The sequence below is a fragment of the Intrasporangium sp. Soil_C_50 genome, assembly GCF_057656595.1.
Window position 1 is genome coordinate 83065 of sequence record NZ_JBDGKB010000007.1, and the last position, 26869, is coordinate 109933.

The following is a 26869-nucleotide window of genomic DNA, read 5'->3' on the forward strand; positions in this document are numbered from 1 at the left end:
TCGCCGAGCTCGTGGCCCCCGGCGTGGCCCGGCGCCCGGCTGCCCTCGTCGACGTCTCCCACGCGCTGTCGATGGTGGGCCTGGCGGCGTGGCGACGCGAGTACGCGCGTCCGGCGCTCGCGTCGGCGGGCGTCGCCCTGGCCGGTGCCGCGCTCTCCCGCGGGGGACGGAGGCGGCGATGAAGCCGTCGCGCCCGTCGGTCACAGCCGACACGAGCCGGTCCACCGGACAGCCCTTCCACGTGCTGCGCGAGTACTCGTTCGTGGCCGATGGCCACCGCGGTGCGCTCATCGGGCCGCGCGGCGACGTCGTGTGGATGTGTGTGCCCCGCTGGGACTCGCCGGCCACGTTCGCGAGCCTCGTCGGCGGACGCGGCGGCTACACCGTGACGCCGGTCGAGCCCTACGTCTGGGGCGGGACCTACGAGCCCGGCAGCCTGGTCTGGCGCAGCCACTGGGTCACCAACGACACGACCGTCGAGTGTCGCGAGGCGCTCGCCGCTCCGGCGGACCCCCACCGGGCCGTGCTCCTGCGCCGCATCGAGATGCCCGACTCCGACGGGGCCCGCGTGGCCGTGTCGCTCGACCTGCGCGGCGACTTCGGCAGCACGCCGGCCGACGCGCGTCGCGACGACGCGGGCCGCTGGGTGCTCGGCTGCGGCGACCTGCGGGCCCGGTGGAGCGGGCTGCCCGAGGCATCGCGGGGCGACGACGGCGTGCTGCGCGCCGAGCTGTACCTCGCTGCCGGGGAGCACCGCGACCTCGTGCTCGAGGTGTCCGACCGCCCCCTCGGCCCTCCGGTCGAGGCGCCCGACGCCTGGCGGGCGACCGAACGCTGGTGGAGCGAGCAGGTGCCGGCCTTCGAGGACGTCGTCGGGAGGCGCGACGCCCGGATGGCCTACGCCGTGCTGCGTGGCCTGACGACGCCGGGCGGTGGCATGGTCGCCGCGCCGACTCTGGGGCTGCCCGAGCGTGCCGAGGCCGGACGCAACTTCGACTACCGCTACGTGTGGCTGCGCGACCAGGCGTACGCCGGCCTCGCGGTCTCGGTCCACGAGCCGTTGCCGCTGCTGCCGGAGCTGGTCGACGTGACGACGGCCCGCATCCTCGAGCACGGCCACGACCTCGCGCCCGCCTACTCGGTCACCGGGGCCCTCCCTCCCGAGGAGTCGACCCTCGACCTGCCCGCCTACCCCGGTGGCGCCGATGTCGTCGGCAACTGGGTGCGGGGGCAGTTCCAGCTCGACACCCCGGGCGAGCTGCTCCAGCTGTACGCGTCGGCCGCTCGGCACGACCTGCTCACCGCGGAGGACGCCACGGCCGCGGAGACCCTCGTCGATGTCATCGCCGCACGGTGGACGCAGCCCGACGCCGGCATCTGGGAGCTCGACCCGGACTGGTGGACGCACTCGCGCCTGGCCTGCGTCGGTGGCCTGCGCCGCATCGCGCAGCACGGCCCGGGCGCCCTCTCCGATCGCGCCGACAGCCTCGCCGACGCCGTCCTCGCCGAGACGAGCCGGCGCTGCCTGTCGCCCGGCGGGGCGTGGCTGCGCCGGCCGGGCCGCCCCGAGCTCGACGCGTCGCTGCTGCTTCCGGGTGTCCGCGGTGCCCTCGCACCCACCGACCCCCGCAGCCTGGCGACGATCGCCGCCGTCGAGAAGGACCTCTCCGCGGACGGCTACCTCTATCGCAACCGTCCCGACGACCGCCCGCTCGGCGAGGCCGAGGGCGCGTTCCTGCTGTGCGGCTTCGCGATGTGCCTGGCGCACTGGGGAGCCGGGCACGAGGTCGAGGCGTTCCGCTGGTTCGAGAGGCAGCGTGCGGCGGCCGGGCCGGCGGGCCTGTTCGCCGAGGAGTTCGACGTCGAGCAGCACCAGCTGCGCGGCAACCTGCCGCAGGGATTCGTGCACGCGCTCCTGCTCGAGTGCGCCCAGCGACTCGGCGGCGAGCCGGACCGCGACCCGTGCGGTGAGTCGAGCGGCGACCCGCCACACGCCGGAACTGATGGGAGAACGAGACAGCGATGACGACGACCGACCACTCACCCGCGCCCACCCCCGCGACCACCACGTCGACCGGTCCGGCGCGCCCCGGCACCGCCACGCCGACGCCGGAGGCACGCCTCGTCACCGCCTTGCGCGCCCGCGTGCGGGGCGAGGTGCGACCCGACCTCGGCAGCCGGGGCGCCTACGCGGTGGACTCCTCCAACTACCGGTACGTGCCCACGGTCGTGGTCAACCCCCTCGACCCGGACGACGCCGCCGCGGCCGTAGCCGTCTGCCGTGAGCACGACGCGTCGATCGTGTCGCGCGGTGGCGGTACGAGCCTCGCCGGCCAGACCACCGGGACCGGCGTCGTCATCGACTGGTCACGCCACTGCACGCGTGTGGAGTCCGTCGACGTGGCGCGACGCCGCTGCGTCGTCGAGCCCGGCATCGCCCTCGACGACCTGAACCGGGAGCTCGCCCCGCACGGGCTGATGTACGGGCCCAAGCCCTCGACGCACCGCACGTGCACCCTCGGCGGGATGATCGGCAACAACTCGTGCGGGTCGACGGCGCAGGCCTACGGCAAGGTCGTCGACAACGTCCACCGGCTCGAGGTGCTCACCTACGACGGCGAGCGGATGTGGGTCGGCCCGACGGGCGAGGACGAGTACGTGGAGGTCGTCGAGGCCGGCGGCCGGTGGGCCGAGATCTACCGGGCGCTGCGTGGCCTGCGCGACGACAACCTCGAGCTGCTGCGGACCCGCTACCCGAAGATCCCGCGTCGGGTCTCCGGCTACAACCTCGACTCCCTGCTGCCCGAGGCCCACTTCGACCTCGCCAAGGCGCTCGTCGGCTCCGAGAGCACCCTCGTGACCGTGCTGCGGGCCGAGCTCGCGCTCGTCGAGGTGCCCAGGGCCACCGCAATGGTCGTGCTCGGCTACCCCGACATCGCCGAGGCGGGCGACGCCGTGCCGCAGGTCGTCTCCCACGACCCGTCGATGCTCGAGGGTCTGGACGACGTGCTCATCGACCTCGAGCGCGAGATCGAGGCGGCCGGCGACGCCGTCGACGACCTGCCCAAGGGCCGCGGCTGGCTCGTCGTCCAGTTCTCCGCCGACACCCAGGAGGAGGCGGACGAGCGCGCCAAGGGCCTGCTGCGCGACGTCGAGGGCAACGAGCACCCGCCGACGACACGGTTCTACGACGACTCCGCCCACATCGAGGAGCTCGTCCGGGTGCGCGAGGCAGGCCTCGGCGCCACCGCCCACCCGTCGGCGCGGCACGACACGTGGCCGGGCTGGGAGGACTCCGCCGTCCCGCCGGGGCGGCTCGGCGACTACCTGCGCGACCTGCGCGAACTCTTCGACGAGTTCGGCTACCGCGAGGACGAGACGTCGATCTACGGCCACTTCGGCCAGGGCTGCGTGCACTGCAGCATCCCCTTCGAGCTGCGCACCGCCGACGGGATCGCCCACTACCACGAGTTCACCTCTCGGGCAGCGCACCTCGTCGTCCGGTACGGCGGTTCCCTCTCGGGCGAGCACGGCGACGGGCAGGCCCGCGGCGACCTGCTGCGGATCATGTTCGGCGACGAGGTCGTCGCGCTCTTCGAGCAGGTCAAGGACCTCTTCGACCCGGACGACCGGATGAACCCGGGCAAGGTCGTGCGCCCCAACCCGCGCGACGCCAACCTGCGCCTCGGCACCGAGTACGCGCACCCCGAGCCGCGCACCGAGTTCGGCTTCCCCAACGACGACGGACGCTTCTCGCAGGCGGTGCTGCGCTGCGCCGGGATCGGCAACTGCCGCACCTCCTCGAGCGAGGAGCAGGTGATGTGCCCGTCGTACATGGTGACCCGCGACGAGGTCCACTCGACGCGTGGCCGGTCCCGTCTGCTCTTCGAGATGATGCGCGGCGACGCCATCACCGACGGCTGGCGTTCCGCCGAGGTGCGCGACGCCCTCGACCTGTGCCTCGCGTGCAAGGGCTGCAAGTCGGACTGCCCGGTCGGCGTCGACATGGCCACCTACAAGGTCGAGTTCCTGTCGCACCACTACGAGCACCGGGTGCGACCGGCCGCCCACTACTCGATGGGCTGGCTGCCGTTGACGGCCCGAGCGGCGGCGCGGGCACCCCGTGCGGTCAACCGGCTGACGCAGTCGCGTCTCACCGCCCCGCTGCTCAAGCGGCTCGGCGGGATCGCGCCGGAACGCAGCCTCCCGGCCTTCGCCGAGGAGCCGTTCACGGCGTCGGACGGGGCCCGCTCGCGCGCACGTACCCGTTCGGGAGGCGCTGCGGCCCAAGCGAACCCGGGTGTCCCGGGCCGCGTCATCCTGTGGCCCGACACCTTCTCCAACTACTTCCACCCGACGGTGCTGGCGTCCGCGGTCGAGGTGCTCGAGGACGCCGGCTTCACCGTGGTCGTGCCCAGCGAGCCGGTGTGCTGCGGGCTGACGTGGATCTCCACCGGCCAGCTGCGCACGGCCAAGCGCGTCCTGCGGCACACCGTGTCGGTGCTGCGCGACGACCTGCGCGCCGGCACCCCGGTCGTCGGCCTCGAGCCGTCGTGCACGGCGGTGTTCCGGTCCGACGCCCCCGAGCTGCTCACGGGCGACGAGGACATCCGGCGCCTCGCCCACCAGACGACGACCCTCGCCGAGCTGCTGCGCGACCGGGCGCCCGACTGGCAGCCGCCGCGGCTCGACGTCGACGCCATCGTGCAGACCCACTGCCACCAGCACGCCGTGATGGGGACCAAGCCCGACGACGAGCTGATGAAGGCCGCCGGCATCGACGCCGACCGGCTCGGCTCGGGATGCTGCGGCCTCGCCGGCAACTTCGGCTTCGAGCGCGGCCACTACGAGGTGTCCGTGGGCGCGGGCGAACGCGTGCTGCTCCCACGGGTACGGGAGGCGGACGCGTCGACCGTCGTGCTCGCAGACGGCTTCTCCTGCCGCACGCAGGTGGAGCAGCAGACGGGACGCCACGCCGTGCACCTCGCCGAGCTGCTCGCAGGCGGCCTCCGGGACCGCCCGGCACCCACCGACCAGACCGACCAGACCGACCAGACCGACCAGCCCCGATCCGAGGAGGACCAGAGATGACGACCACGACTGTCGGAGACCATGTCCTGGAGCGACTGCGCGAATGGGGCGTCGAGCAGGTGTTCGGCTACGCCGGCGACGGCATCAACGGCCTGTTGGCCTCGTGGGAGCGCGCCCAGGACAGGCCGCGCTTCATCCAGGCCCGCCACGAGGAGATGGCCGCCTTCCAGGCCTGCGGCTACGCCAAGCTGAGCGGCCGCGTCGGCGTCTGCACCGCCACGAGCGGGCCCGGTGCGATCCACCTGCTCAACGGCCTCTACGACGCCAAGCTCGACCACGTGCCGGTCGTCGCGATCGTCGGACAGACGGCCCGCTCGGCTATGGGCGGCAACTACCAGCAGGAGGTCGACCTGCTCAGCCTCTTCAAGGACGTCGCGGGCGAGTACTGCCAGATGGTGACGGTCCCCGAGCAGCTGCCCAACGTCCTCGACCGGGCGATGCGCATTGCCGCCTCCCGGCGCACCGTCACCGCGGTCATCATCCCCAGCGACGTGCAGGAGCTCGAGTACGTACCGCCGCAGCACGCGTTCAAGATGGTGCCCTCGAGCCTCGACCAGACCTTCGCCCTGCCGGTGCCCTCCGACGCCGACCTGCAGCGGGCGGCCGACGTGCTCGACGCCGGGGAGAAGGTCGCCATGCTCGTCGGCCAGGGCGCCCGAGCCGCGGTCGTCGAGGTCACCGAGATGGCCGATGTCCTCGGGGCCGGCGTCGCCAAGGCACTCCTCGGCAAGGACGTGCTGTCCGATGAGCTGCCGTGGGTCACCGGCTCGATCGGGCTGCTCGGCACGCGGCCGTCCTACGAGCTGATGATCGACTGCGACACACTGCTCGTCGTCGGCTCGAACTTCCCGTACACGCAGTTCCTGCCCGGTTTCGAGGGCGGCGAGCCGAAGGTGCGGGCCGTGCAGATCGACGCCGATCCCACCATGGTCGGGCTGCGCTATCCCTTCGAGGTCAACCTCGTCGGCGACGCCGCCCGCACCCTCCGCGCGCTGCTGCCGCTCGTCACCGCGAAGGTCGACCGTTCCTGGCGCGAGACGGTGGAGTCGAACGTCGCTCGCTGGTGGGACGTCATGGCGGCCCGCGGCAAGGTCGAGGCCGACCCGATCAACCCCGAGCACGTCTTCGAGGAGCTGTCACCGCTGCTGCCCGACGACGCGATCATCACCGCCGACTCCGGCTCGGGTACCAACTGGTACGCCCGGCACGTCAAGATGCGCGGCACGATGCGCGGCACCCTCTCGGGCACCCTCGCGACGATGGGCTGCGGCGTGCCGTACGCCATCGGGGCGAAGTTCGCCCACCCCCATCGGCCGGTTCTCGCGACGGTCGGCGACGGCGCCATGCAGATGAACGGCATGGGCGAGCTGGTGACGATCGCCAAGTACTGGAAGGACTGGGCCGACCCGCGGCTCGTCGTCATGGTCCTGCAGAACGGCGACCTCAACCAGGTCACGTGGGAGCTGCGCGCCATGGGCGGCTCACCGCAGTTCCTGCCCTCCCAGCACCTGCCGACCGTCGACTACGCCGGGTTCGCGAGAAGCCTCGGGCTCGAGGGCATCCACGTCTCCGACCCCGGCGAGGTCAGCGCCTCGTGGATGCGGGCACTCGCCTGCGACCGACCTGCCGTCATCGTCTTCGAGACCGACCCGGCCGTGCCGCCCATCCCGCCGCACGCCACGTGGGACCAGATGAAGAAGGCGGCCGAGTCGGTGCTTCGTGGCGACCCGGACCGCGTCGACGTCGTCAAGGAGGGCATTCGCAGCAAGCTAGCCGAGGTCCTCCCGGGCCGCGGGGACTGAGGCGAGCCGTGTACGAGGCGGACCCGACGACTCCCTCGCGGCTCGCACACCGCACGCCCCGGGACTCCGGAGCCGGTCGCGGCACGGTCGAGCTGGTGCGGGCCACCGCGTTCACCGTGCCGACCGACGCGCCCGAGGCCGACGGCACCATCGCCTGGGACTCGACGACGTGCGTCGTCGTCGAGGTCGGGTGCGACGGGCTGACCGGCACTGGCTGGACCTACGGCGCCCCGGCCGTCGCGGAGCTCGTCCGTGAGCTGCTCGCGCCGGTCGTCGAGGGCCGTGATGCCCTCGCCGTGGCCGACCTGTGGAGCGACCAGGTGCGGGCGATGCGCAACGTCGGCACCCGAGGGCCCGGAGCGATGGCCGTGTCCGCCGTCGACACGGCGCTGTGGGACCTGCGCGCGCGCCTTCTCGGCGTGCCGCTGCACCACTTGCTCGGGTCGGATCGCGTCTCCGTACCGGTCTACGGCTCAGGGGGATTCACCACCTACAGCCAGGAGCGGACCGTGGAGCAGCTGACCGCGTGGGCCGCGCTCGGCGCGCACTGGGTCAAGCTCAAGATCGGTGAGTCGTGGGGTACGTGCGTGGACCGCGACCTCGAGCGGACCGCAGCAGTGGTCGACGCCGTCGGTCGCGGGGTCGAGGTGTTCGTCGACGCGAACGGGGCCTTCTCCGTCGGCCAGGCGGTCCGCGTCGGGCGGCGCCTCGACGAGCTGGGCGTGACGTGGTTCGAGGAGCCGGTGAGCAGCGACGATCCGGCCGGGCTGCGGCACGTTCGGGAGCGCGTCGTCGCCGACGTCGCTGCGGGGGAGTACGCCGACTCGCTCGACGCCGTGCGCGCCCTCTGCGCGTCGGGCGCCGTCGACTGCCTGCAGCTGGACGTCACCCGCATCGGGGGCATCACGGCGCTCTACCGGGCGGCGGCGATCGCGCAGGCACACCACCTCGACGTGTCGGCGCACTGCGCCCCGCACCTCAGCGCGGTCGCCTTCTCGGCCGTCCCGGAGCTGCGCCACCTCGAGTACTTCCACGACCAGGTGCGCGTCGAGGAGCGCCTCTTCGACGGCGTCCCGAGGCTCGTGGCCGGTTGCCTGCCGCTCGACGCGGACGCGCCGGGCCACGGCATGCGACTGCGCCCCGACGCGTCCCGCTGGCTCGCGGCGCTGGCCTGAGCCGACCGCCCGGGCAACGGCGCCGTGCCTGTCCGGGCACCGACGCGTCAGGCCGGGTTGAGCGGCCCCGTCGGCGACGGCGGGTCAGCCGGGTCGGCAGACGCGCGGGGGACCGGGGCAGGACCGCCAGCCGGGTCGTCGTCGGACGACTCGGGCTCGAGGTCGGATACCGATGGGGCGTCCGCGGCTGCGGGCCGGACGTCCCGGCCCTCCGCCGAGCGAGTGGAGGGCCTGGACCTCGGGGCCTGCTCGCGGGACGGGCTCACGACGAGGCGCTGTCGCGGCGCCAGTCGCCGTACCGCGCGTCGTGGCCGGCGATGGTGTGCGCCCCGGGGCGACGGCCGAGGACGACGCCGAGAGCGACCATGCCGAGGCCGAGGACGAGGTGCAGCCAGTCGTCGGCGCGGTTGAGCGGCACGAAGTTGGCCGCCGACGTCTTCTCGACGAACAGGCCGTACAGCCACAGGACGAGGTAGAGCGCGCCACCGCCGATGAGGTAGACCCGGGAGGCGTTCCAGCGTCGGGCGGCGAGGATCCCGACGACGCCGTAGAGCAGGTGGACGACGTTGTGCAGCACCGACACCTGGAAGACCCCGAGAAGCATGGCGCCCGAGTGGTGCCCGGCCATGCCGAGGTTCGAGTAGTCGGCCGTGACGCCGGGGACGAAACCGGCGATGCCGACGGCGAGGAACGCGAGGCCGACCACGAGCGCGGCGCCCTGGACCGCCGTCCGGCGCTCCGTCACTGACCGGTTGGTCGCGCCGCGAGTCGCAGGTTCTGGACGAGTGGTCATGGTGCTCCTCTCCGCCCGGGGATTCGCGGGCAGCGTGTACGACCCCGTGCCCACCGCCCGAGACTTCAAACCCGGCCGGGCCTTCCGATTCCGGGTCGCCACGGAGACCGCATCACTGCCTCCGCGGCGGCGCGACCGACAAGGGAGGCCGCCCCGGCCGCGCCGGCTCGCCTTGTGCCCGAGACGTTTCGGCGCGGCACCGCCGGGTAGTCGAAGCCCAACCGCCGGGGTCAAACGCCGTCGTCCGACCGGCCGACGCGCACCCCTCGACCATTGGAGAGCGGACGATGACGCAACCAACACACAACCCAGGGTTCGGTGAGGTGCCGCAGGAGCGGGAGGGCCCCGGCACGGGGTCGGGCGGCGCACGGGACGCCGGCTCGCCCTACAGCGACACCAGCGAGGTACGCCTTTCCACGGCCGCCGACGCCGTCCCCTACGACACGACGCCCACGCCCGGCGCCTCCGGCGCGTCCGGTCCGTCCAGCACGTCCGGCTCATCGTCGGACGGCGGCCTGACCGACACTGCCAAGGACACGGCCAGGGAGGCGGCCGACCGCGGCCGCGACGTGGCCGGAACAGCGGCCGATGAGGCGAAAGCCGTTGGCGCCGAAGCGAAGTCGCAGCTGACGGCCCTCCTTGAGCAGCTGCGGGGCGAGCTCGGCACGCAGGCCTCGGACCAGGGCCAGCGCGCCGCGCGTGGGCTCGGCTCGCTCGGTGACGAGCTGCGCCAGATGGCCGCCGCGGCGCCACACGACGGTGTCGCCGGTGACCTCGTGCGCCGCATCGAGCAGCAGGTCCGCAGCGCCTCCCAGTGGTTGGAGAACCGTGAGCCCGGCGAGCTTCTGGAGGACGTCCGCAGCGTCGCTCGGCGGCGCCCGGGCGCGTTCCTCGCCGGCGCGGCCCTGCTCGGGCTCCTCGGCGGACGGCTGACGCGAGGCCTCACCGACAGCCCGACCTCGACGTCGGGCGGAGGCGAGGCGACGGGGTCCCCGACCACCGGCACGTACGGCGTCACCGGCGCAACCTACGGCACCACGGGCGGCACCGCCGGCACCACCAACGGCGCCGAGAGCGCCTACGGCAGCACCCGCGGACCGGCCACCGTCGTACCGACCGGCTCGACGCCGGCGACGGTGCCCGACGCCGGGGTCGGAGGCCTCGACACGGGCGAGGGCCTGCGATGAGCACGCCCTTCGACGCGACGACCCCGGCCCGCGCCGAGACCTTCGCCAGTCCCACCACGACGAGTGCCGAGACGAAGGCGGAGAGCTCCTCCCTCGGCGAGATCATCGCGGACATCGGCGAGGACCTCTCGACGCTGCTGCGCCAGGAGGTCGAGCTGGCCAAGGCCGAGGTGAAGGAGTCGGCCCAGAAGGCCGGCCGCGGCGCCGGCATGTTCGGCGGTGCCGCCACCGCCGGCTGGTTCGCGCTGCTGTTCCTGTCCCTCGCGGTCTGGGAATGGCTCTCCGGCGCCATCGACAACCGCGGCTGGGCTGCCGTGATCGTCATGGCGGTGTGGGCCGTCGTCGCGGCGGTGCTGGCCGCCGCCGGCCGCAGCTCCTTCCGCAAGATCGACGGCCTGCCCCGCACGGTCGACACGAGCAAGAAGATCCCCGACGCGCTCAAGGGACACGAGGAGACACGATGAGCACCTACGAAACCGGCGCCCAGGGCGCCACGAACGACCCTGACCTCCAGTCGTACTCGCGGGCCGGCGCCAACGAGGCCTCGCGCCCCGAGCCCGGCAGCCCGGACGAGATCCGGCGCGACATCGAGCGGACGCGGGCGGGTCTGAGCCGCGACGTCAACGCGCTCGGTGACGCCGTCACCCCCAGCCACCTGGCGCGACGCGGCGCCGACCGGGCGAAGCAGCGTGCGGTCGGCCTGCGCGAGCGGGTCATGGGATCGGCCTCCCACGCGGCGCACTCCACGTCGAGCTCGACGCATTCGGCAGTGAGCAGCGCCGGAGACGCCGTGGGCGACACGCTGGGCACCGTCGGTGACAAAGCCGGGGACGCCGCGCACGCCGTCAGGCAGCAGGCCACCGGGTCGCCGTTGACAGCGGGCCTCGTCGCCCTCGGCGTCGGCTGGCTCGTCGGCTCCCTCCTGCCGGCCAGCCAGAAGGAGCAGCAGCTGGCCCAGACGGTGCAGGAGAAGGCGCAGCCCGTCGTCGAGGAGGCGAAGTCCACGGCCACGGACGTGGCCAAGGAGTCGGCCGAGCACCTCAAGGAGCCGGCTCGCCAGGCCGCCGAGTCGGTGAAGGACCAAGCTCAGTCCTCGGTCGAGCACGTCAAGGACGAGGGCAAGGACGCGGCGGCATCCGTGCAGGACACCGCACAGTCCGGCGCCTCCGGCTCGTCCCCCGGTTCCTCGGGGGGCATGGGCTGACCCGCGTCGAACACGTCCGGGGCGGGCGACCAGCCGCCCCGGACGTGCTGCTCCCGGCCGGTGGCTGCCCGACCGCGGCGCACCTCCATCGCACGGACAACGGAAGGACCTGACCATGAGGAGATCGGCCAAGGCGCGTCGCGAGGCGGCGAAGCTGGACGAGGGTGACGTCATCGCGGTGCTCCTGCGCCAGCACGCCCGCGTCCGCGACCTGTTCGACGACGTCGCGAGCGCGGACGGTGGGCACAAGCAGCGGGCGTTCGACGAGCTGCGAGCCCTGCTCGCGGTGCACGAGACCGCCGAGGAGATGGTGCTGCGGCCGATCTCCGAGCGCCTGGCCGGCAGGGCCGTCGTCGATGCCCGCAACGCCGAGGAGGCCCGGGCCAACGAGGTGCTCGCCGCCCTCGAGGACCTCGACGTGGCCTCGCCCGACTTCGACGGACAGCTCGAGCAGTTCCGACAGGCCGTCGTCGCGCATGCCGAGGCCGAGGAGAGCGAGGAGTTCCCGGCCGTGCTCGAGGGGTGCGACGACACCGAGCGGCTCCAGCTCGGCCGGGCGCTGCAGGCGGCAGAGGCCGTCGCCCCGACGCACCCGCACCCGTCCACCGCGGGCTCGACGGTCAAGCAGTGGGCTGTCGGGCCCGCGGCCTCCCTCGTGGACCGCACCCGCGACGCCATCCGCTCCGCGCTGGGCTAGGCCGGCAACGCCCTGAACCCGTCCCGGGTCGTTCGTGACCCGCCTCCGGGGGTAGAACCCAGATGACGACGGGTGCACGACGACACGGAGGGCGAGCGCATGTCCCCGACCGAGACCTCGCTCGTCCCGAGGACGAGGCCGAGCGGCCCCAGCGTCCACCGGAGTCCGGCCGTGGCCGGGCCCGGCCTCGGAAGAGTCGTGGCCGCGGGCCTGGCGCCGGCCGTCCTGCTCCTCGCCGCGTGCTCGGGGGTTTTCGACGCGCGCGGGGGTACGTCGATCGACGGCCGCGCCCGCCCCGTCGAACACCCCAGGGCCAGGCGCCGCCCCGACCGCTGCGAAATTCGCTGGGTGCGTCCGGTGACGTGGTGCCCTGCGGTGCGGGACGATGTGCAGGTGAGCACCTCGGCTGACGCGTCGGCCAGCGAGTTTGCGCGGGTGGCGCGTGACCTCGCAGAGACCCACGGGGTGCTTCCGACGGTGGAGGCGGTCGTGCACCGAGCCGTCGAGGTCGTACCCTGCGACTGGGCCGCGGTCGCCGTCACCGACCATCTGACGTGGCGCCCGGCGCGGCTATCGGCGTCCAACGACCCCGCGCTGGCCGACGTCATCGCGAAGATCGCGGGTGGGTGCGGCGCGAGCCCGGGGATCGCGGCCTTCGAGTCGGGCGACGCGGTCGTCGTGCACGACCTCGCCGAGGACGGACGCTTCCCCGAGTACGCCGCGCAGATGCTCACCCGCACCGGGGTGCGGTCGGTGGTCTCGCACGGACTGCGGCTCGCGGGCGCGACCGTCGGCGTCATGACGTGCTACGCCCGGTGCCCCGAGCTGTTCGACGCGGTCGCTGTCGAACGGGCCCACCTGCTCGCGCAGCACGCAGTCATCGCCATCGAGGCGTCCCTCGCCGACGACCGCGCCGACAACCTCGAGGCCGCGCTCGCGCGCAGTCGCACGATCGGGGCCGCCGTCGGCATCCTCGTCGAGCGCTACCGGCTCACCGCCGACGGTGCGTTCGCGGTGCTGGCCCGCCTGAGCCAGAACCACAACCGCAAGGTCGCCGACGTCGCGGCCGAGCTGCTGGAGACCGGCACCGTGCCCGGGCTCGAACCGCTCGTCGGCTGACGGGGGCCCATCCCCGGTGAGGGGAGGGTGACGCACGTCGCGGGCGTCGACCGCTCCGGGCGGTCCCGCGTGGGTAGGGGCAGGGCGACGACGGGTCAGCGACCCACCACTCTGCCGCACGCCGACGGCCCCGTCTGCGAGGAGGACGGCCATGCCCACCCAGGACCGCATCGAGGACGTGTGGGGCGAGCGAACGCCGTACGCCCGGGGAACCCGGTGGCCCGAGCGCGTCGACACGCATCTCGCTGACGGGGTCCACGAGGACGACGTGGAGCGCTGGGTGCGCACGGCGTCGACGCTGCACTCCAACGGCGACGCCTTCGACCTCGGCGTGCGCGACGGGAGCATCGTCGGCGTGCGTGGCCGGCCGGAGGACCGCGTCAACCACGGCCGACTCGGTCCCAAGGACCTCTTCGGCTGGCAGGCGATCGGCTCACCGGACCGGCTGACCCGCCCCCTGGTGCGTCGGGACGGACGGCTCGTCGAGTGCTCGTGGGAGGAGGCGATGGAGCTGCTCGTCGGGCGGACGAAGCAGCTGCTCGACGAGCAGGGCCCGAGCGCCATCGGCTTCTACACGACCGGCCAGCTGTTCCTCGAGGAGTACTACACGCTGGCGGTCGTCGCCCACGGCGGCATCCGCACCAACCATGTCGACGGCAACACCCGCCTGTGCACCGCGACCTCGGCGGAGGCGCTCAAGGAGTCGTTCGGATCGGACGGCCAGCCCGGCTCCTACACCGACGTCGACCACGCCGACACCATCGCCCTGTTCGGGCACAACGTCGCCGAGACGCAGACGGTGCTGTGGATGCGGATCCTCGACCGGCTCGCGGGCGTGAACCCTCCGGCGCTCCTGTGCGTCGACCCGCGGCCGACGCCGGTGGCGAAGGCGGCCACCCTGCACCTCGCCCCGCGCCCCGGCACCAACGTCGCCCTCATGAACGCGCTGCTGCACGAGATGATCTCCCGCGGGCACGTCGACGACACGTGGGTCGCGGCGAACACCGTCGGCTACGACGAGCTCGAGAAGACCGTCGGCCGGTACTCACCCGACGTCGTCAGCACGATCTGCGGCGTGACGGCGGCCGACATCCGGGCTGCGGCGCGACTGCTCGGCGAGTCGAACGCCCTGCTGTCGACCGTGCTGCAGGGGTTCTACCAGTCGCACCAGGCCACGGCGGCCGCGGTGCAGGTCAACAACGTGCACCTGCTGCGAGGCATGATCGGGCGGCCCGGCTGCGGCATCCTCCAGATGAACGGCCAGCCGACCGCCCAGAACACCCGTGAGTGCGGCGCCGACGGTGACATGGCCGGCTTCCGCAACTGGAGCAACCCCGACCACGTCGCCGACCTGGCCCGGGTCTGGAACGTCGAGCCGAAGCAGATCCCGCACGCCACGCCGCCGACCCACGCGATGCAGATCATGCGCTACGTCGAGGACGGGTCGATCCGGATGCTGTGGGTGTCGGGCACCAACCCGGCGGTGTCGATGCCCGAGCTCGCACGCATCAGGTCGGTGCTCGCGCAGGACCGGCTGTTCCTCGTCGTCCAGGACATCTTCCTCAGCGAGACCGCGCAGCTGGCCGACCTGGTGCTGCCGGCCGCGACAGCGGGGGAGAAGACCGGCACCTTCACCAATGCCGACCGCACCGTGCACCTATCCGAGAAGGCCGTTGAGCCGCCGGGTGAGGCTCGGCCGGACCTCGACATCTTCGTCGACTTCGCGATACGAATGGGCTTGCAGGACAAGGACGGCGAGCCGCTCGTCAAGTGGCAGACGCCGGAGCAGGCCTTCGATGCCTGGCGCGAGTGCAGCCGTGGCCGCCCGTGCGACTACAGCGGTCTCAGCTACGAGAAGCTGCGGGGCGGGGGCATCCAGTGGCCCTGCACGGACGACGCGCCCGACGGCACCGAGCGGCTCTACACCGACGGGATCTCCTGGGCCTCGCCCGAGCTGTGCGAGTCGTACGGGCGCGACCTCGAGACCGGGGCGCCGTTCGAGGCCACCGACTACCAGGCGATGAACCCGCACGGCCGCGCCGTCATCCGTGCCGCCGAGTACCGCGCGCCCCACGAGATGCCCGACGAGCAGCACCCGCTCCAGCTCATCACCGGCCGCACCGTCTACCACTTCCACACCCGCACGAGGACCGGCCGCGCGCCGGAGCTGCAGGCCGCCGCCCCGGAGGTGTGGGTGGAGGTCTCGACCGCCGACGCGGCGGCGTACGGCCTCGTCGAGGGTGACGTCGCCGAGATCGCTACGCCGCGTGGCGAGGTGCGGGCTCGCGTCCGCGTCTGCGACATCCGCCGTGGCGTCGTCTTCCTGCCGTTCCACTACGGCTACTGGGACACCGCGGGCGGCCACGCGCCCCAGGAGCACGGGCGCGCGGCCAACGAGCTGACGCTCACGGCCTGGGACCCCGTCTCCAAGCAACCGATCTTCAAGACGGCCGCGTGCGCGCTGCGCAAGGTGGCCGACGCGGCCGGGGTCGCGTCCCCGGCCCCCGCCCTGCGCACGACAGCGGCCCACCTCACCGGGGGCGCCACAGAGGGCGCCACCGAAGGCGCCACCGAAGGCGCCACCGAAGGCGCCACCGAGGAAGGAGCGGTCCGATGAGGATCGGGATCGTGCTGGCCGACCTGCACCACGACGAGAACGAGCTGGCGAGGGCGTTGCTGCGCCTGTCCGACGAGCATCGGGCCGACCACGAGGTGCACTACGTCGCGCGCGACCTGGCCGAGTGGTCGAGCGGTCACGTGCGCGAGATCGCCCGGATCGCAAGCCAGTTCGACCAACAGCTCGACCCTGTCCCGGACGAGTCGCCGACTCTCGTCGAGCACGCGCGGATGTGGATGTCCGAGCGCGCCGGGCGGTCCGACGCCACGGAGCTCGTCATGGTGCGGGCCCTGCGCGACGTGTACCTGCGTGCCTCGAGCGTGCTCGCCGACTGGGAGATGGTCGGGCAGGCCGCCCAGGCCATCGTCCACGACGAGCTCATGGACCTCGCCGCCCGGTGTGGCGGACAGGCCAAGCGGCAGGCGCACTGGGCCAACGCCAAGATCAAGGAGTCCTCGACCCAGGCGCTGGTCGTATGAGCAGCCCGGCCACCGACGGTGGCCGGGCGAGTGCTCGCCCGGGGCGGCGGACGTTTTCCGCCGGCCGCCACCGGGTAGTGGCGCTTCATACCCGTTGACCTTCGACAGGAGGGAACACCGTGACGAGCCCCGACGCCGTCGTCATCGGCAGCGGCCCGAACGGCCTCGTGGCCGCCAACCTCCTCGCCGACGCCGGGTGGTCGGTCGTCGTCCTCGAGGAGCAGGACACCCCCGGCGGCGCTGTGCGCAGCGACGACGCGGTCCTGGCCGGCTACGTGCACGACACCTTCAGCTCGTTCTACCCCCTCGCGCTCGGTTCACCGACGATCCGCGACCTGCACCTCGAGGAGCACGGCCTGACGTGGGTGCACGCCCCGTCGGTCGTCGGGCACTCCTTCCCGGACGGTCGCTGGGCGGTGCTCCACCGGGACCGCGACGAGACCGCCGCGGGCCTCGAGGCCGACGCGCCGGGCGACGGCGAGGCCTGGCTGCGGCTGTGCAGCACGTGGGACCGCATCGGCGACGACCTCGTGCGCTCGTTGCTGACGCCGTTCCCACCCGTGCGCGGCGGCCTCGGGCTCGGGGCCAAGGCCCTGCGCCACGGCGGCTTCGAGCTGCTGCGCCAGCTCGTCATGCCGGCCCGGGCGCTCACCGAGCAGCTGTTCCACGGCGACGCCGCTCGCCTGCTCGTCGCGGGCAACGCCACGCACGCCGACATCGGCATGGAGTCGCCGGGGTCGGCCGCGATGGGCCTGCTCCTCGTGCTCCTCGGCCAGACGGTGGGCTTCCCGGTGCCGGCGGGGGGCGCCGGGCAGCTGTCCGCGGCCATGGTCCGCCGGCTGGAGTCGCGGGGTGGCACCGTCTGTCTCGGCGAGCGCGCCGAGCGCATCCGCGTCGAGGGCGGGCGCGCCGTCGCCGTGCGGACCGCCTCGCGCGAGGTCGTCGCGCGCCGCGCCGTCGTCGCCGACGTGTCGGCGCCCGCGCTCTACGGCGGCCTCGTGCCCTGGGAGAACCTGCCCGGCAGGCTGCGCCACCGCATGGCCGGCTTCACGTGGGACCCCTCCACCGTCAAGGTCGACTGGGCCCTCGACGGCCCGGTGCCCTGGCTCGGCGCGCCCGAGACCGCGCCGGGCACCGTCCACGTCGCCGACTCCCTCGACGAGATCACGCTGACCGGGGCGCAGATCAGCGCCGGGCTCGTGCCCGACCGACCGTTCCTCCTCGTCGGCCAGATGGCGACGACCGACCCCTGCCGCGCTCCCGCCGGCGGGGAGTCACTGTGGGCGTACACCCATGTGCCGCAGCGGGTTCGGGCTGACGCGGCGGCGGAGGGGTCCGGCGTCCCCACCGTCCGGGGGACGTGGGACGCTGCCGACCTCGACGCGTTCGCCGACCGCGTCGAGTCACGCATGGAGGAGCGCGCGCCGGGGTTCCGCGAACGCATCCGCGCCCGACGCGTCCTCGGACCCCACGACCTCGAGTCCCGCGACCGCAACCTCGCCGGGGGCGCCCTCAACGGCGGCACCGCCTCGCTGCACCAGCAGCTCGTCTTCCGCCCCGTCGCCGGCTCGGGGCGCGCAGAGACCCCTGTCGCGGGTCTGTTCCTCGGCTCCGCGTCTGCGCACCCCGGCGGCGGTGTCCACGGGGCCTGTGGTTCCAACGCCGCCCGGGCCGCGCTCTGGCACGACCGCATCCGGCGACCCGTCCGATCCCTCCGGAGGCAACCATGAGTACGACCACCCGCACCATCGACCGCCCGCCGGACGCCGTCTTCGACGTGCTCTCGCACGGGTGGAACTACAGCCAGTGGGTCGTCGGCGCGTCCCGCATCCGCGACGTCACCGAGTCGTGGCCCGAGGTGGGCTCGGAGATCCACCACTCGGTCGGTGCCTGGCCGCTGCTCATCGACGACGTCACCACCGTCCGGCGCTGCGAGCGACCGAACCTGCTCGAGCTGACGGTCCGGGCCTGGCCCACGGGGGAGGGCATCGTCCGGATCACCTGCGAGCCGGACGGCGACGGCACACTCGTCACGATGGAGGAGGACGCGACGCGCGGCATCGCCTCCTTCGTGCCCAAGCCCGTCCGCGACATCGCGCTCGACCTGCGCAACCGGGAGGCCCTGGACCGCCTTGCCCTGCTCGTCGAGAAGGCCAGGCAGAGCCCCTACGCCCGCTGACGTCGGTCCGCCGGACGCCTCCCGCCGTAACCGGCCGTCCTTCACCCCGGGTGGGTTCATCCGGCCGGCGCGGGGTAGTGGACCGCCGAGCGACCGAAAGGGACACCATGCGGTTCGACCAGACCATCGACCTCCTGCGGCGCGGCTACGTCTTCACCGCGTGGGCGCGGCGTCGAGGTGCCGCCATCGGCCAGCGGCACGCCCGCTACGGGACGGGGGTGCGCCTCCTCGGACGCCGCGCCACCGTCGTCGGCGGGGCGGCGGGGGTCCGCCTCTTCTACGACCAGTCCGTGATGCGGCGCAAGGGAGCGATGCCGGCAGCCGTCGCTCGTCCCCTCTTCGGCCGCGGCGCCGTCCACGGACTCGACGGCGAGGCGCACGAGCACCGCAAGGCGATGTTCGTCGGCCTGCTCATGGACCCGGCCCGCGTCGCCGAGCTGCACCGCATCGCCGACGACCTCCTCGTCGACGCGCTCGCCCGCTGGCGTGCCGCCGGCCGCGGCGTCGTCTACCCCGACCTCTCGCGCGTCTACGGCCGCGTCGTCGTCCGCTGGGCCGGCATCGAGGTGCCGGCCGAGGTCGAGGAACGGCGCGCCGACGACATGGCCACCATCGTCGAGGACTTCGCGACGCCGGTGCGCCCGTACCTGCGCGCCCGGCGGGCGCGGGTCGTCTGCGACCGCTGGGCGATGCGCCTGGTCCGTGAGGTCCGCGACGGGCGCCGACGCGTCGGTGAGGACAGCGTGCTCCACCGCATCGCCATGCACCGCGACGCGGACGGCAGGCTGCTCGATGCCCACACGGCCGCGGTCGAGCTGCTCAACGTGCTGCGTCCGACGGTGGCCGTGGCGCGCTTCGCCGCCTTCGCCGCGATCGCCCTCGACCTCAACCCGGCGTGGGCCGACCGCCTCGCCGAGGAGGTCGACGAGCGGGGGAGCGCGGTCGGCGGGCCCCTCGCGGTCGCCTTCGCCCAGGAGGTCCGGCGCCTCTACCCGTTCGTGCCGGCCCTGGCCGCGATCGCGACCCGCGACACGAGCTTCGAGGGACACACCATCCCGGCCGGCAGCCGGGTGCTGCTCGACATCATGGCCACCGACCACGACCCGGCCGAGTGGCCGGACCCCAACTCCTTCGACCCGGACCGGTTCGTCGACTCCGGTGCAGAGTGGAGCGACCCGTTCGTGCCGCAGGGCGGCGGACGGCCCGAGACCGGTCACCGCTGCCCGGGCGAGATGGTGGCCGTCGGGCTCCTCGCCCTGACGTGCGCCCGGCTGGCGTCGCATGAGGCCTCGCTCGTTCCGGGGCAGGACGCCGGCTGGCGCTGGGGGCACGTGCCGGCCCGGCCGCGGTCCGGGCCGGTCGTCACGCTCGGTGCCGGCTCACGCCGGGTTCGGGCCGCTGTCCTCGCCGGGGGCCGCGACGACCGGGATGCCGACGAGGCCCAGGACCTGGTGGGCAACACTGCCGGCGTCGGCGTGCAACGTGACCGCGGCACCGGCGTCGACCGCTGCCCGGCACACGGTCTGCAGGACACGGACACCGGCGCTCGCCAGGTGGGTGACGCCGCTGAGATCGAGGGTGAGCGGGCGCGTCGCGGCGCGTGACCCGATCGCCAGGTTCGTCGCCAGCTGGTCGGCGGTCGCGGAGGTGACGGGTCCGACGACGGTCAGCGTGCCGGGCTGGTCCGGGGCCCGTAGACGATGAGCTCGTCGACGAGGCTCGTGCCCGCCGGTCTGCCGCTCCCGCCACCGTTCCAGCCTGGCCCTCCGGTGAGCACGGCGGCTCGGCGGCTCAGCCTCCGGGTCGTCGTCACGGTCGTCCCCTCGGCAGCCTCGGCTCCCCCTCCCGTCGCGCTCACCCCGGTCGTGGCCAAGGGTGCCGTGGGGGCGCCGTGTGCGACTGTCACCGAGTCGGTCAGCTGGCCGACCAGGGCCAGACCCAGCCCTCGCAGCCGCATCCCGGCATCGGGCAGCGGGTGCTCCGGACGGGCGCCCGGTGCGACCTCCGGCTCACGCCACCGGCCGTCGTCGGCCACCGACACGGTCGCGACGCCGGACGCGTCGAGCCGCGCGGCGAGACGCACGGTGACGCCGCTGCCGTGGCTGCCGGGGGCGGCGTGCTCGACGCAGTTCGTGGCGAGCTCGAGGACGACGTGGCGAAGGTCGCTGCGGTCGTCGTCGCCGGCGCCGGTGTCTGCGAGCCACCGGTCGAGCCGGCCTGCGAGGGCGGTGACGTGCGGAAGGTCGGCGGGCACGGTGAGCGACAGGTCCTCGACCGCGTCGACCCGGCGCGCCGCGAGGACGGTGATGTCGTCGGTGAAGCCGGTCTCCCGGGTCATCATCTCGAGCGACTGCACGCAGACCCGATCGGCGCGGTGGGCCGGGGCGCGGGGCCGTAGCGGGCGCACGTTCACCGCGTCGGTGACCACCTGACCGAGCTCGACCGTGCTCTGTTCCCAGGACCGATCCGGTCGCTCGAGGATGCCGTCGCTGTAGAGCAGGAGCAGCGCCGAGTCGGCCAGCGAGGTGCGCGCCACGACGGACGGCGCCCCACCGCCGAGGGGGGTGGCTCCCGTGGGCGCCAGGTAGTGCCACTCCTCACCCGTCACGACGAGCGGGGGTGGGTGGCCGGCCGTGCAGTACTCGACCTCACCGGTGCGCGGGTCGAGGGCCGCCACGCACACGGTGGCGGCCACGGCGGCCGGGACGTGCGCCGCGACGGCCTCGAGAGCCGCGAGCGACGCGGCGACGCCGGCACCGGCACGGAGCCGCTCCTCCAGGACGGCGCGCAGCTGACCCATCGTCGCGGAGGCCGCGACGCCGTGCCCGACCACGTCGCCGACGACGAGGGCCACCCGTCCGTCCTCGAGCGGCACCGCCCCGAACCAGTCGCCCCCCGCGGCCGTGTCGGACTCGGCCACGAGGTACCGGGCCCCGAGCTCGAGCCGGGGCAGCACCGGCACGCCCGTCGGCAGCATGGACTCCTGCAGCGCGGTCATCGCCTCACGATTGCTGCGGAACCGTTCGTGCCAGTGCTCGGAGGTCCGCTCGGCCGCCTCGCGCCTCCGGACCTGCTCGGTGACCTCGGAGCCGACGGTCAGCACGCCTCGGACCGTGCCGTCGGGACCGCGGAGAGCGTCGAAGCGGAAGTTCCAGATCCGCTCCTCCAGCTCGCCGGACGGGCCGGGCAGGGTGAGTGGCCACTCGGTGCCGACGAACCCCTCGCCCGTCCTGAGCACCTCGAGGATCCGCTCCTCGATCCCGCTGCCACGCAGCCAGTCCGACCCGCGCAGCACCGACCCGAGCGGGCCGAAGGCCGGTTCGAGCACCTGGCGCGCCAGCGCGTTGAAGGCGACGACCCGCAGGTCGGGGCCCTCCATCGCCGATGCGGGCACACCGAGCTGGTCGAACGAGGCGACGACCGCCTCGAGGGAGGTCGCGATCGGGCCGAGCTCGATGGCGTCCCGCGGGTCCCGGCCCGGATGCCGCCGGGTCACCGGCCCAGCTCCTCACCACCGGCGGCGCTCGGCGGGACTCCTGCGGCGGTGGCCCCCTCGGCGGCCGCGGGCGCCGAAGGGAGCGAGCCGGTCTCCTCGACCTCGGCCGCGATGTCGCGCAGCTTGCGGTTGAGGTTCTGGCTCGCCTCGCGGAGCAGCTCGAACGCCTCCGAGGACGTGACGAGCCGCCGCGCCATGATGACGCCGATGGCCGTGCCGATCTGGCGGCTGCTCGTCAGCGCGGCATGGAGGTTGTCCGCGTCGTTGGCGCGGAGGCGCTGCTCGACGGCAAGGGCGGCGAAGGGCGCGATGACGGACGCGAGGTGGACGTCAGTCTCGGTGAAGGCGTCGGCCGCCGTGGAGTAGAAGTTGATGGCTGCCCGGTCCTCGCCCCCAAGGGCGAGCTGCACCGACAGCATGCTGCGCACGCCGGTCTCCTCGACGCACCGCGGTCCGAAGGCGGACCACCGCTCGTCGACCGCGAGATCTCCCGACGAGACGATGGAGTCTCCTTCCGAGGCATCGAGGCACGGGCCTTCACCCTCGGCGTACTGGAGGGCGTCGACGCGCTCGGGCAGCTCGTCGGTGGCACTCAGCGTGCGGGGCCGGGCGCCGGCCCGCAGGAGCGTCAGGGCGCAGTGGTGGGTGTGCGGCAGCGACCGCGCCGCGAAGCGCACGACACGGTCTGGGTCGAGGCCGGAGCCGTCGGCCGCCGTGAGCGCTGTGCCGAGGTCGCTGAACTGACGGCCCACCTGTGCGAGCCCGAGTTCGCTGTCGCCACTGGTCATCAGCACCGTCCGTCGACGTCTCCGGAGGCTCCGCGGGGTGGGCGCGGGATCCGGCCGTGGTCTCGACCCTAGTCGCGTCCCACCGCGGGTCAAGGTGGGCTGCCACGCGCGCGGCGGCCGGGGTCACGGTCTCACTGCACGACCCAGACGCCGTCCGGCCGGCGTCGGGCCACGCCGAGTCGGGCGAACTCCTCGAGCCACGACTCCATGGGCCACCACCCCCAGCGCCGGGCGAACCGGTTGGCGTTGGCGACGATGTCGGTGAGGTGCTGGGTGGGCGGGTCGGACGTCGGGTGGTGCTGGTGGTGGACGCGAGCGCCGCCGACCCAGGTCAGCGTGCCCCCGGCGGCGGCCAGGCGCTGGCCGAAGTCCGTGTCCTCGGCGCCGTAGCCGACGTACGCGGGGTCGAAGCCCCCGATGGTCCGCCACGTGCGCACGGTGGTGGCGAACGACAGCGACCAGAAGAGCCGGACGTCGTCGGCGACGAGGGTCTCGTCGGCACCGAGGGTCGGGCGCCCCGGGTGCGGACTGCTCAGAGCGTCGAGGTCGAGCTCCCGGTAGTCGCGCCCGGTGGGCGGCGGTGGCAGGTAGGCGACCTCGCCGGCCAGCACCTGCAGCCGCGGCGCGTCCGGACGCGCGAGCAGCGTCGCGTAGCGCTCGACGAGGCCGGTGGAGGCGATGCAGTCGACGTCGAGCAGGACGAGGTGGGACGCCCCGGCCGCCTCGGCGGCGTGGACGCCGAGGTTGCGGGCGGCGGCGAGGGGCAGGCTCGAACCCACCCGGTCCATGGCGGGGACGAGCACCGGTGGCCTGCCGTCTCCGGCGGCCGGGCCGGGCCACCGGGCGCGCACGAGCTCTTCGATGTCCGGGTCGTCCATCGCCACGACGACGAGGAGGTCCGGGCGACGGGTCTGGCGGCGCAGGCCCCACAGGTGCCGCTCGAGGTGCTCGTGGCGTCGGTGCACGATGGTGACGACGGCGACCCGGTCACCGCCCACGGCCCGCCCCCACCGGCGTCCGTCCTGGTGGAGCCGCCCGGGTGGCGAGGGCGTCGAGGCGCGCGGCTGCCTCCGCGGCGCCGCCGCCGGCCGACCACCCGGACCACCCATGCCCACCGAGCTCCAGCGCGCGCCGCAGGATCGCGGGCCAGCGTGTTGCGTCACCCGGCCACGCGGACAGGCCCACGGCCGCGTGCAGCCGTTCGACCGCCTCCGCCGTGGCGACCTGCTCGCCGAAGGGCCGCTGCTGGGCCACGACGACCGCCGGACGGCGCAGCGCCGCGACGTCCGCGACCGCGTTCTGGCCGGCGTGCGTGACGACGACGTCGGCCTCCGCGAGGTCGGCGGCGAGGTCGGGCGACGGGTTGAGCGGACTGCGCTCGACCCAGGTCCAGCCCGGTGTCACCGCCCGCGCAGCATCGAGCTGGGGCGCCCCGACGTCCGTGCCGCCCGCACCCCAGAGGACGAGGACGCGCCGCGGTCCGTCGGCGTCACGGGCCCGCATCCCGTCCGGCGCGGGGGCGACGCCGTCCCGGTGCGCCGCCGAGGCGTCGAGGCGCGTGATGCCGCCGACCGCCCAGAGCTTGCGCCGCCAGTGCTCCGGCCAGCCGCCGTCGTGGGTGCCCGCCGGCCACGGTGCGAGCAGCGCGTCCGCGAGGTCGTAGGCGAGCCGGTGCGCGCGGTCGCGACGCTGCCCGGGCATCGCCACGACCACGACCGGCACGCCCGCGAGGCGCGTCAGCACGGAGACCTCGACGGAGACGTCCACCACCACGAGCGACGGACGGGCCGTCGCGAGCCACGACGCCACCTGCGCCGTGCGGTCGGCCAGGCCGTCGTCGTGCAGGGGAGCCCAGTGCAGGACGCCGTTGCACGTCACGTCGAGCGCCGTGAGGTCGGCGTCCGCGGCGACGGCGGCGTCGTCCCGCTCGAGGCGCAGCCACGGGCCCTCCCAGCCGGCCGGCGCCGGCAGCGAGCTGAGCCCCGCGACGGGCGTCCGGAGGTGGGCAGCCACGGCCTGCAGCCGCGCCAGGTGGCCGTGTCCGTGGTGGTGGACGTACCAGCCGATCACGCGGCACCCACCCGTGGTTGCAGGCTCGCGTAGACCGTCAGGTACTCGTCCACCATGCGCTCGACCGAGCAGTGCGCCAGGCCATGGGCCCGGCAGCGCCCCCGGTCGAGGGCGGCGGCCCGCTCGACGGCGGCGGCAGCCGCGGCGTCGTCGGCCGCGGCCGGGAGCAGGACCCCGACGTCGGGGGCGACGAACTCGCCCAGGCCGCCGCGGTCGAGGGCGACCACAGGGGTGCCGCAGCTCAGCGACTCGGCGGCCACGAGGCCGTACGGCTCGTCCCAGTCGGGGGTGACGAGCGTGACCGCACTCGAGCCGAACAGGGCCACGAGGCCGGGGCTGGCCAGGTGGCCGAGGTACTCGGCCCCGGGCCCGAGCAGCGGTCGTACCACGCTCTCGAAGTAGGTGCGGTCACCGATGGGCCCCGCCAGTCGCAGGCGCCGTCCGGCGGCCCGGGCCATCGCGACGGCCCGGTGCGGCGCCTTCTCCGGGACGATGCGACCGACCCACGCCAGGTCCGGACCGCCCGGTCCCGGCGTCCACCGCTGCGCATCGACGCCGTTGTGCACCACGCGCGCCGGGGTGACGTGCGACCACGCCCGCGCCGTGTGCCGGCTCACGGCCGCGAAGTGCGGGCGGCCGCCCTCGTGCCCGGTCGCGGAGGCGATGGCCACCGCGGGCTCGAGCCACGGGGTCGGGGGTGTGTGCAGGGTGGTGAGCACGGGTGCGGTCAGCAGGCCCGCCATCGCGACGGGCAGGTGGTGCAGGCTGTTGTTGTGCACCACGTCGACGTCCGTGCGCGCCCGCAGGGACAGCATGACCTGCAGGTAGGCGTGGTGGTCGCGCAACCAGGCCTCCGGCACCATGGCGACGTCCGCGCGCGCTGCGTCGCTGAGGCGGAGTGGGCTGACGTCGAGCTCGTGCACGTCGAGGGCCGGGTCGCTGCCCGGAGCCGCGAAGACCGTGACGTCGACACCTCGGGAGCGCAGCCCCCGCGCGAGGTGCCACGTCAGCGACTCGAGCCCGCCGGCGAACGGCTCGGCGATCGGGTAGGCCGACGCCGCGATGATCACGACGTGCATGCGGTCCTCGGATCATCCACAGCCGCAAGGACGTTGGCGTAGACCTGCTCGTGCAACGCGGCGATGCGCGCTCGCTCGCGCCGCCGCTCGAGAGGATCGGCGCGCCACCCGGGGCGGTCCCGGTGAGCCGCCCGCAGGACGTCGGCGAGGGGGAGCGCCCGCGAACCGGGCAGCCGGTCGGACGGCTGGGGCGCGGCGTAGGACAGGCAGGGCCGCTGCTCCGCGTAGTAGCCGCAGTCCGGGGCGGCGACGACGGTACCGAGGTCGTAGCACGCCTCGAGCCACCCGGAGTGGGTGCCGAACCTGTACGGCAGCACCGACACGTCGAGCGACTGGAGGTAGTCCCAGAGCTGGCCGTCGGTGAAGTAGTCGTGCACATGCAGCTCCACTGCGCCGCGACGCTCCAGGCAGCGTAGATGTCGCTCGACGTCGACGGCGTGGCGGTCGTACCCGGCGGTCATGACGTCGGTGTGGGCATCGACCCGTAGCCGCGCGTCGGGGAGGCCGGACAGGGCCTCGACTGCCGCGTCGATGACGGGCAACGGGTCCATCCCGGCACGCAGGCTCTTGACGTGGACGCCGACGACGAAGCCGTCGTGGGTCGCCCGAGGTGCGCCGAGCCGCCCCTCGTCGACGACGTGCGGGTGCGGGACGACGAGCGCCTCACGGCCCCAACGGTGCCGGATCACCCCGGCCGCGCCCGGCGTCAGCGTGAGGACGGCGTCTGCCGCCTCCACCAGCACGCCGAGCTGTGCGTCGTGCAGAGCCGGGTCGAGGTGGTGCGGGTTGCGCAGGTCATGGACCGTGAGCACCAGCGGGCGCCCGTGCCGCCGCAGGGCCGCGACCAGCTCGGTCAGCGTCTGCGGGGAGACGGCGTCGAAGCCGAAGTGGACGTGCATGAGGTCGAACTCGTGCGCGTGCTGCTCGACCCATCCCGGCTCCAGCATCCGCGGCGGCCACCACTGGGCGTCGGGCACGTCGGCCCGTGGACGCGGGTCCGGCAGCCGTGTGACGGACGTGTCGCCGTCGGGGGCGGCGAGGTGGCGGACGTAGACGTGCCCGGAGGGGACGGAGGCGATGACGGGACTCAAGC

22 protein-coding genes and 1 pseudogene are annotated in these 26869 nt (G+C 74.0%); 15 read left to right on the forward strand and 8 right to left on the reverse strand.

Features of this window, described 5'->3' with window-relative positions; genetic code table 11:
• Nucleotides 1-11: 11 nt before the first annotated feature.
• From AC3A5R_RS15620 to AC3A5R_RS15640, 5 genes are read left to right on the forward strand one after another with little or no spacing between them, the layout of a single operon-like run.
• Nucleotides 12-182 (forward strand): hypothetical protein, encoded by a 171-nt coding sequence (locus tag AC3A5R_RS15620; RefSeq protein ID WP_487621685.1) that lies wholly within the window; start codon nt 12-14, stop codon nt 180-182.
• The gene (locus AC3A5R_RS15625) at nt 179-2026 is read left to right on the forward strand and encodes a glycoside hydrolase family 15 protein (protein ID WP_487621686.1); all 1848 of its coding nucleotides are present in this window, start codon (nt 179-181) and stop codon (nt 2024-2026) included. Before AC3A5R_RS15620 ends, AC3A5R_RS15625 begins: the two co-directional genes overlap by 4 nt.
• Nucleotides 2023-5091, forward strand: coding sequence for an FAD-binding and (Fe-S)-binding domain-containing protein (locus tag AC3A5R_RS15630; RefSeq protein ID WP_487621687.1), 3069 nt, complete (start codon nt 2023-2025; stop codon nt 5089-5091). Before AC3A5R_RS15625 ends, AC3A5R_RS15630 begins: the two co-directional genes overlap by 4 nt.
• Nucleotides 5088-6893 (forward strand): thiamine pyrophosphate-requiring protein, encoded by a 1806-nt coding sequence (locus AC3A5R_RS15635; RefSeq protein ID WP_487621688.1) that lies wholly within the window; start codon nt 5088-5090, stop codon nt 6891-6893. Before AC3A5R_RS15630 ends, AC3A5R_RS15635 begins: the two co-directional genes overlap by 4 nt.
• 8 nt (nt 6894-6901) lie before the next feature.
• On the forward strand, nt 6902-8068 hold the full coding sequence (locus AC3A5R_RS15640; protein ID WP_487621689.1) for an enolase C-terminal domain-like protein: 1167 nt from the start codon (nt 6902-6904) through the stop codon (nt 8066-8068).
• Between the two features lie 262 nt (nt 8069-8330).
• On the opposite strand, the gene AC3A5R_RS15645 is transcribed toward AC3A5R_RS15640, so the two are convergent.
• A complete protein-coding gene (locus AC3A5R_RS15645; RefSeq protein ID WP_487621690.1) occupies nt 8331-8861 on the reverse strand; it encodes a DUF4383 domain-containing protein in 531 nt (176 codons plus the stop codon).
• Nucleotides 8862-9148: 287 nt separating this feature from the next.
• Here AC3A5R_RS15645 and AC3A5R_RS15650 point away from each other — a divergent pair, with 287 nt between their 5' ends.
• From AC3A5R_RS15650 to AC3A5R_RS15695, 10 genes are all read left to right on the forward strand, one after another.
• A complete protein-coding gene (locus tag AC3A5R_RS15650; RefSeq protein ID WP_487621691.1) occupies nt 9149-10048 on the forward strand; it encodes a hypothetical protein in 900 nt (299 codons plus the stop codon).
• Nucleotides 10045-10512, forward strand: coding sequence for a phage holin family protein (locus tag AC3A5R_RS15655; protein WP_487621692.1), 468 nt, complete (start codon nt 10045-10047; stop codon nt 10510-10512). Before AC3A5R_RS15650 ends, AC3A5R_RS15655 begins: the two co-directional genes overlap by 4 nt.
• Nucleotides 10509-11252, forward strand: coding sequence for a DUF3618 domain-containing protein (locus tag AC3A5R_RS15660; protein WP_323097446.1), 744 nt, complete (start codon nt 10509-10511; stop codon nt 11250-11252). The genes AC3A5R_RS15655 and AC3A5R_RS15660 overlap by 4 nt, the downstream gene beginning before the upstream one ends.
• 115 nt (nt 11253-11367) lie before the next feature.
• On the forward strand, nt 11368-11949 hold the full coding sequence (locus tag AC3A5R_RS15665) for a hemerythrin domain-containing protein (RefSeq protein WP_487621693.1): 582 nt from the start codon (nt 11368-11370) through the stop codon (nt 11947-11949).
• A 393-nt stretch (nt 11950-12342) separates the two neighbouring features.
• Nucleotides 12343-13068 (forward strand): GAF and ANTAR domain-containing protein, encoded by a 726-nt coding sequence (locus AC3A5R_RS15670; protein ID WP_487621694.1) that lies wholly within the window; start codon nt 12343-12345, stop codon nt 13066-13068.
• 151 nt (nt 13069-13219) lie between these two features.
• The gene (locus AC3A5R_RS15675; protein WP_487621695.1) at nt 13220-15685 is read left to right on the forward strand and encodes a molybdopterin oxidoreductase family protein; all 2466 of its coding nucleotides are present in this window, start codon (nt 13220-13222) and stop codon (nt 15683-15685) included.
• Nucleotides 15682-16164, forward strand: coding sequence for a hypothetical protein (locus AC3A5R_RS15680; protein ID WP_323097452.1), 483 nt, complete (start codon nt 15682-15684; stop codon nt 16162-16164). Before AC3A5R_RS15675 ends, AC3A5R_RS15680 begins: the two co-directional genes overlap by 4 nt.
• A gap of 119 nt (nt 16165-16283) precedes the next feature.
• On the forward strand, nt 16284-17894 hold the full coding sequence (locus AC3A5R_RS15685; protein WP_487621696.1) for a phytoene desaturase family protein: 1611 nt from the start codon (nt 16284-16286) through the stop codon (nt 17892-17894).
• Complete coding sequence (locus tag AC3A5R_RS15690) at nt 17891-18343, forward strand: SRPBCC family protein (protein ID WP_323097454.1); 453 nt, start codon at nt 17891-17893, stop codon at nt 18341-18343. The genes AC3A5R_RS15685 and AC3A5R_RS15690 overlap by 4 nt, the downstream gene beginning before the upstream one ends.
• 761 nt (nt 18344-19104) lie before the next feature.
• Entirely contained in the window at nt 19105-19947 is an 843-nt protein-coding gene (locus AC3A5R_RS15695; RefSeq protein ID WP_487621739.1) for a cytochrome P450, read from the forward strand.
• Here the strand turns inward: AC3A5R_RS15695 and AC3A5R_RS15700 are convergent.
• The 7 genes and pseudogenes from AC3A5R_RS15700 to AC3A5R_RS15730 all read right to left on the reverse strand — a co-directional run.
• A pseudogene (locus tag AC3A5R_RS15700) lies at nt 19858-20100 on the reverse strand (STAS domain-containing protein); the annotation flags it as partial. The gene AC3A5R_RS15695 and the pseudogene AC3A5R_RS15700 sit on opposite strands and share 90 nt — an antisense overlap.
• Nucleotides 20010-21839: an ATP-binding SpoIIE family protein phosphatase gene (locus tag AC3A5R_RS15705; protein WP_487621697.1), complete on the reverse strand. Its 1830-nt coding sequence runs from the start codon at nt 21837-21839 to the stop codon at nt 20010-20012. The pseudogene AC3A5R_RS15700 and the gene AC3A5R_RS15705, both read right to left, overlap by 91 nt.
• The gene (locus tag AC3A5R_RS15710; protein WP_487621698.1) at nt 21836-22627 is read right to left on the reverse strand and encodes a GAF and ANTAR domain-containing protein; all 792 of its coding nucleotides are present in this window, start codon (nt 22625-22627) and stop codon (nt 21836-21838) included. The genes AC3A5R_RS15705 and AC3A5R_RS15710 overlap by 4 nt, the downstream gene beginning before the upstream one ends.
• A gap of 131 nt (nt 22628-22758) precedes the next feature.
• Nucleotides 22759-23625, reverse strand: coding sequence for a glycosyltransferase family 2 protein (locus AC3A5R_RS15715; protein WP_487621699.1), 867 nt, complete (start codon nt 23623-23625; stop codon nt 22759-22761).
• The gene (locus AC3A5R_RS15720; protein ID WP_487621700.1) at nt 23615-24697 is read right to left on the reverse strand and encodes a glycosyltransferase; all 1083 of its coding nucleotides are present in this window, start codon (nt 24695-24697) and stop codon (nt 23615-23617) included. Before AC3A5R_RS15720 ends, AC3A5R_RS15715 begins: the two co-directional genes overlap by 11 nt.
• Complete coding sequence (locus AC3A5R_RS15725; RefSeq protein WP_323097459.1) at nt 24694-25776, reverse strand: glycosyltransferase; 1083 nt, start codon at nt 25774-25776, stop codon at nt 24694-24696. Before AC3A5R_RS15725 ends, AC3A5R_RS15720 begins: the two co-directional genes overlap by 4 nt.
• Nucleotides 25764-26867, reverse strand: a complete 1104-nt coding sequence (locus tag AC3A5R_RS15730; protein ID WP_487621701.1) for a glycosyltransferase family protein — start codon at nt 26865-26867, stop codon at nt 25764-25766. Before AC3A5R_RS15730 ends, AC3A5R_RS15725 begins: the two co-directional genes overlap by 13 nt.
• Nucleotides 26868-26869: the final 2 nt, after the last annotated feature.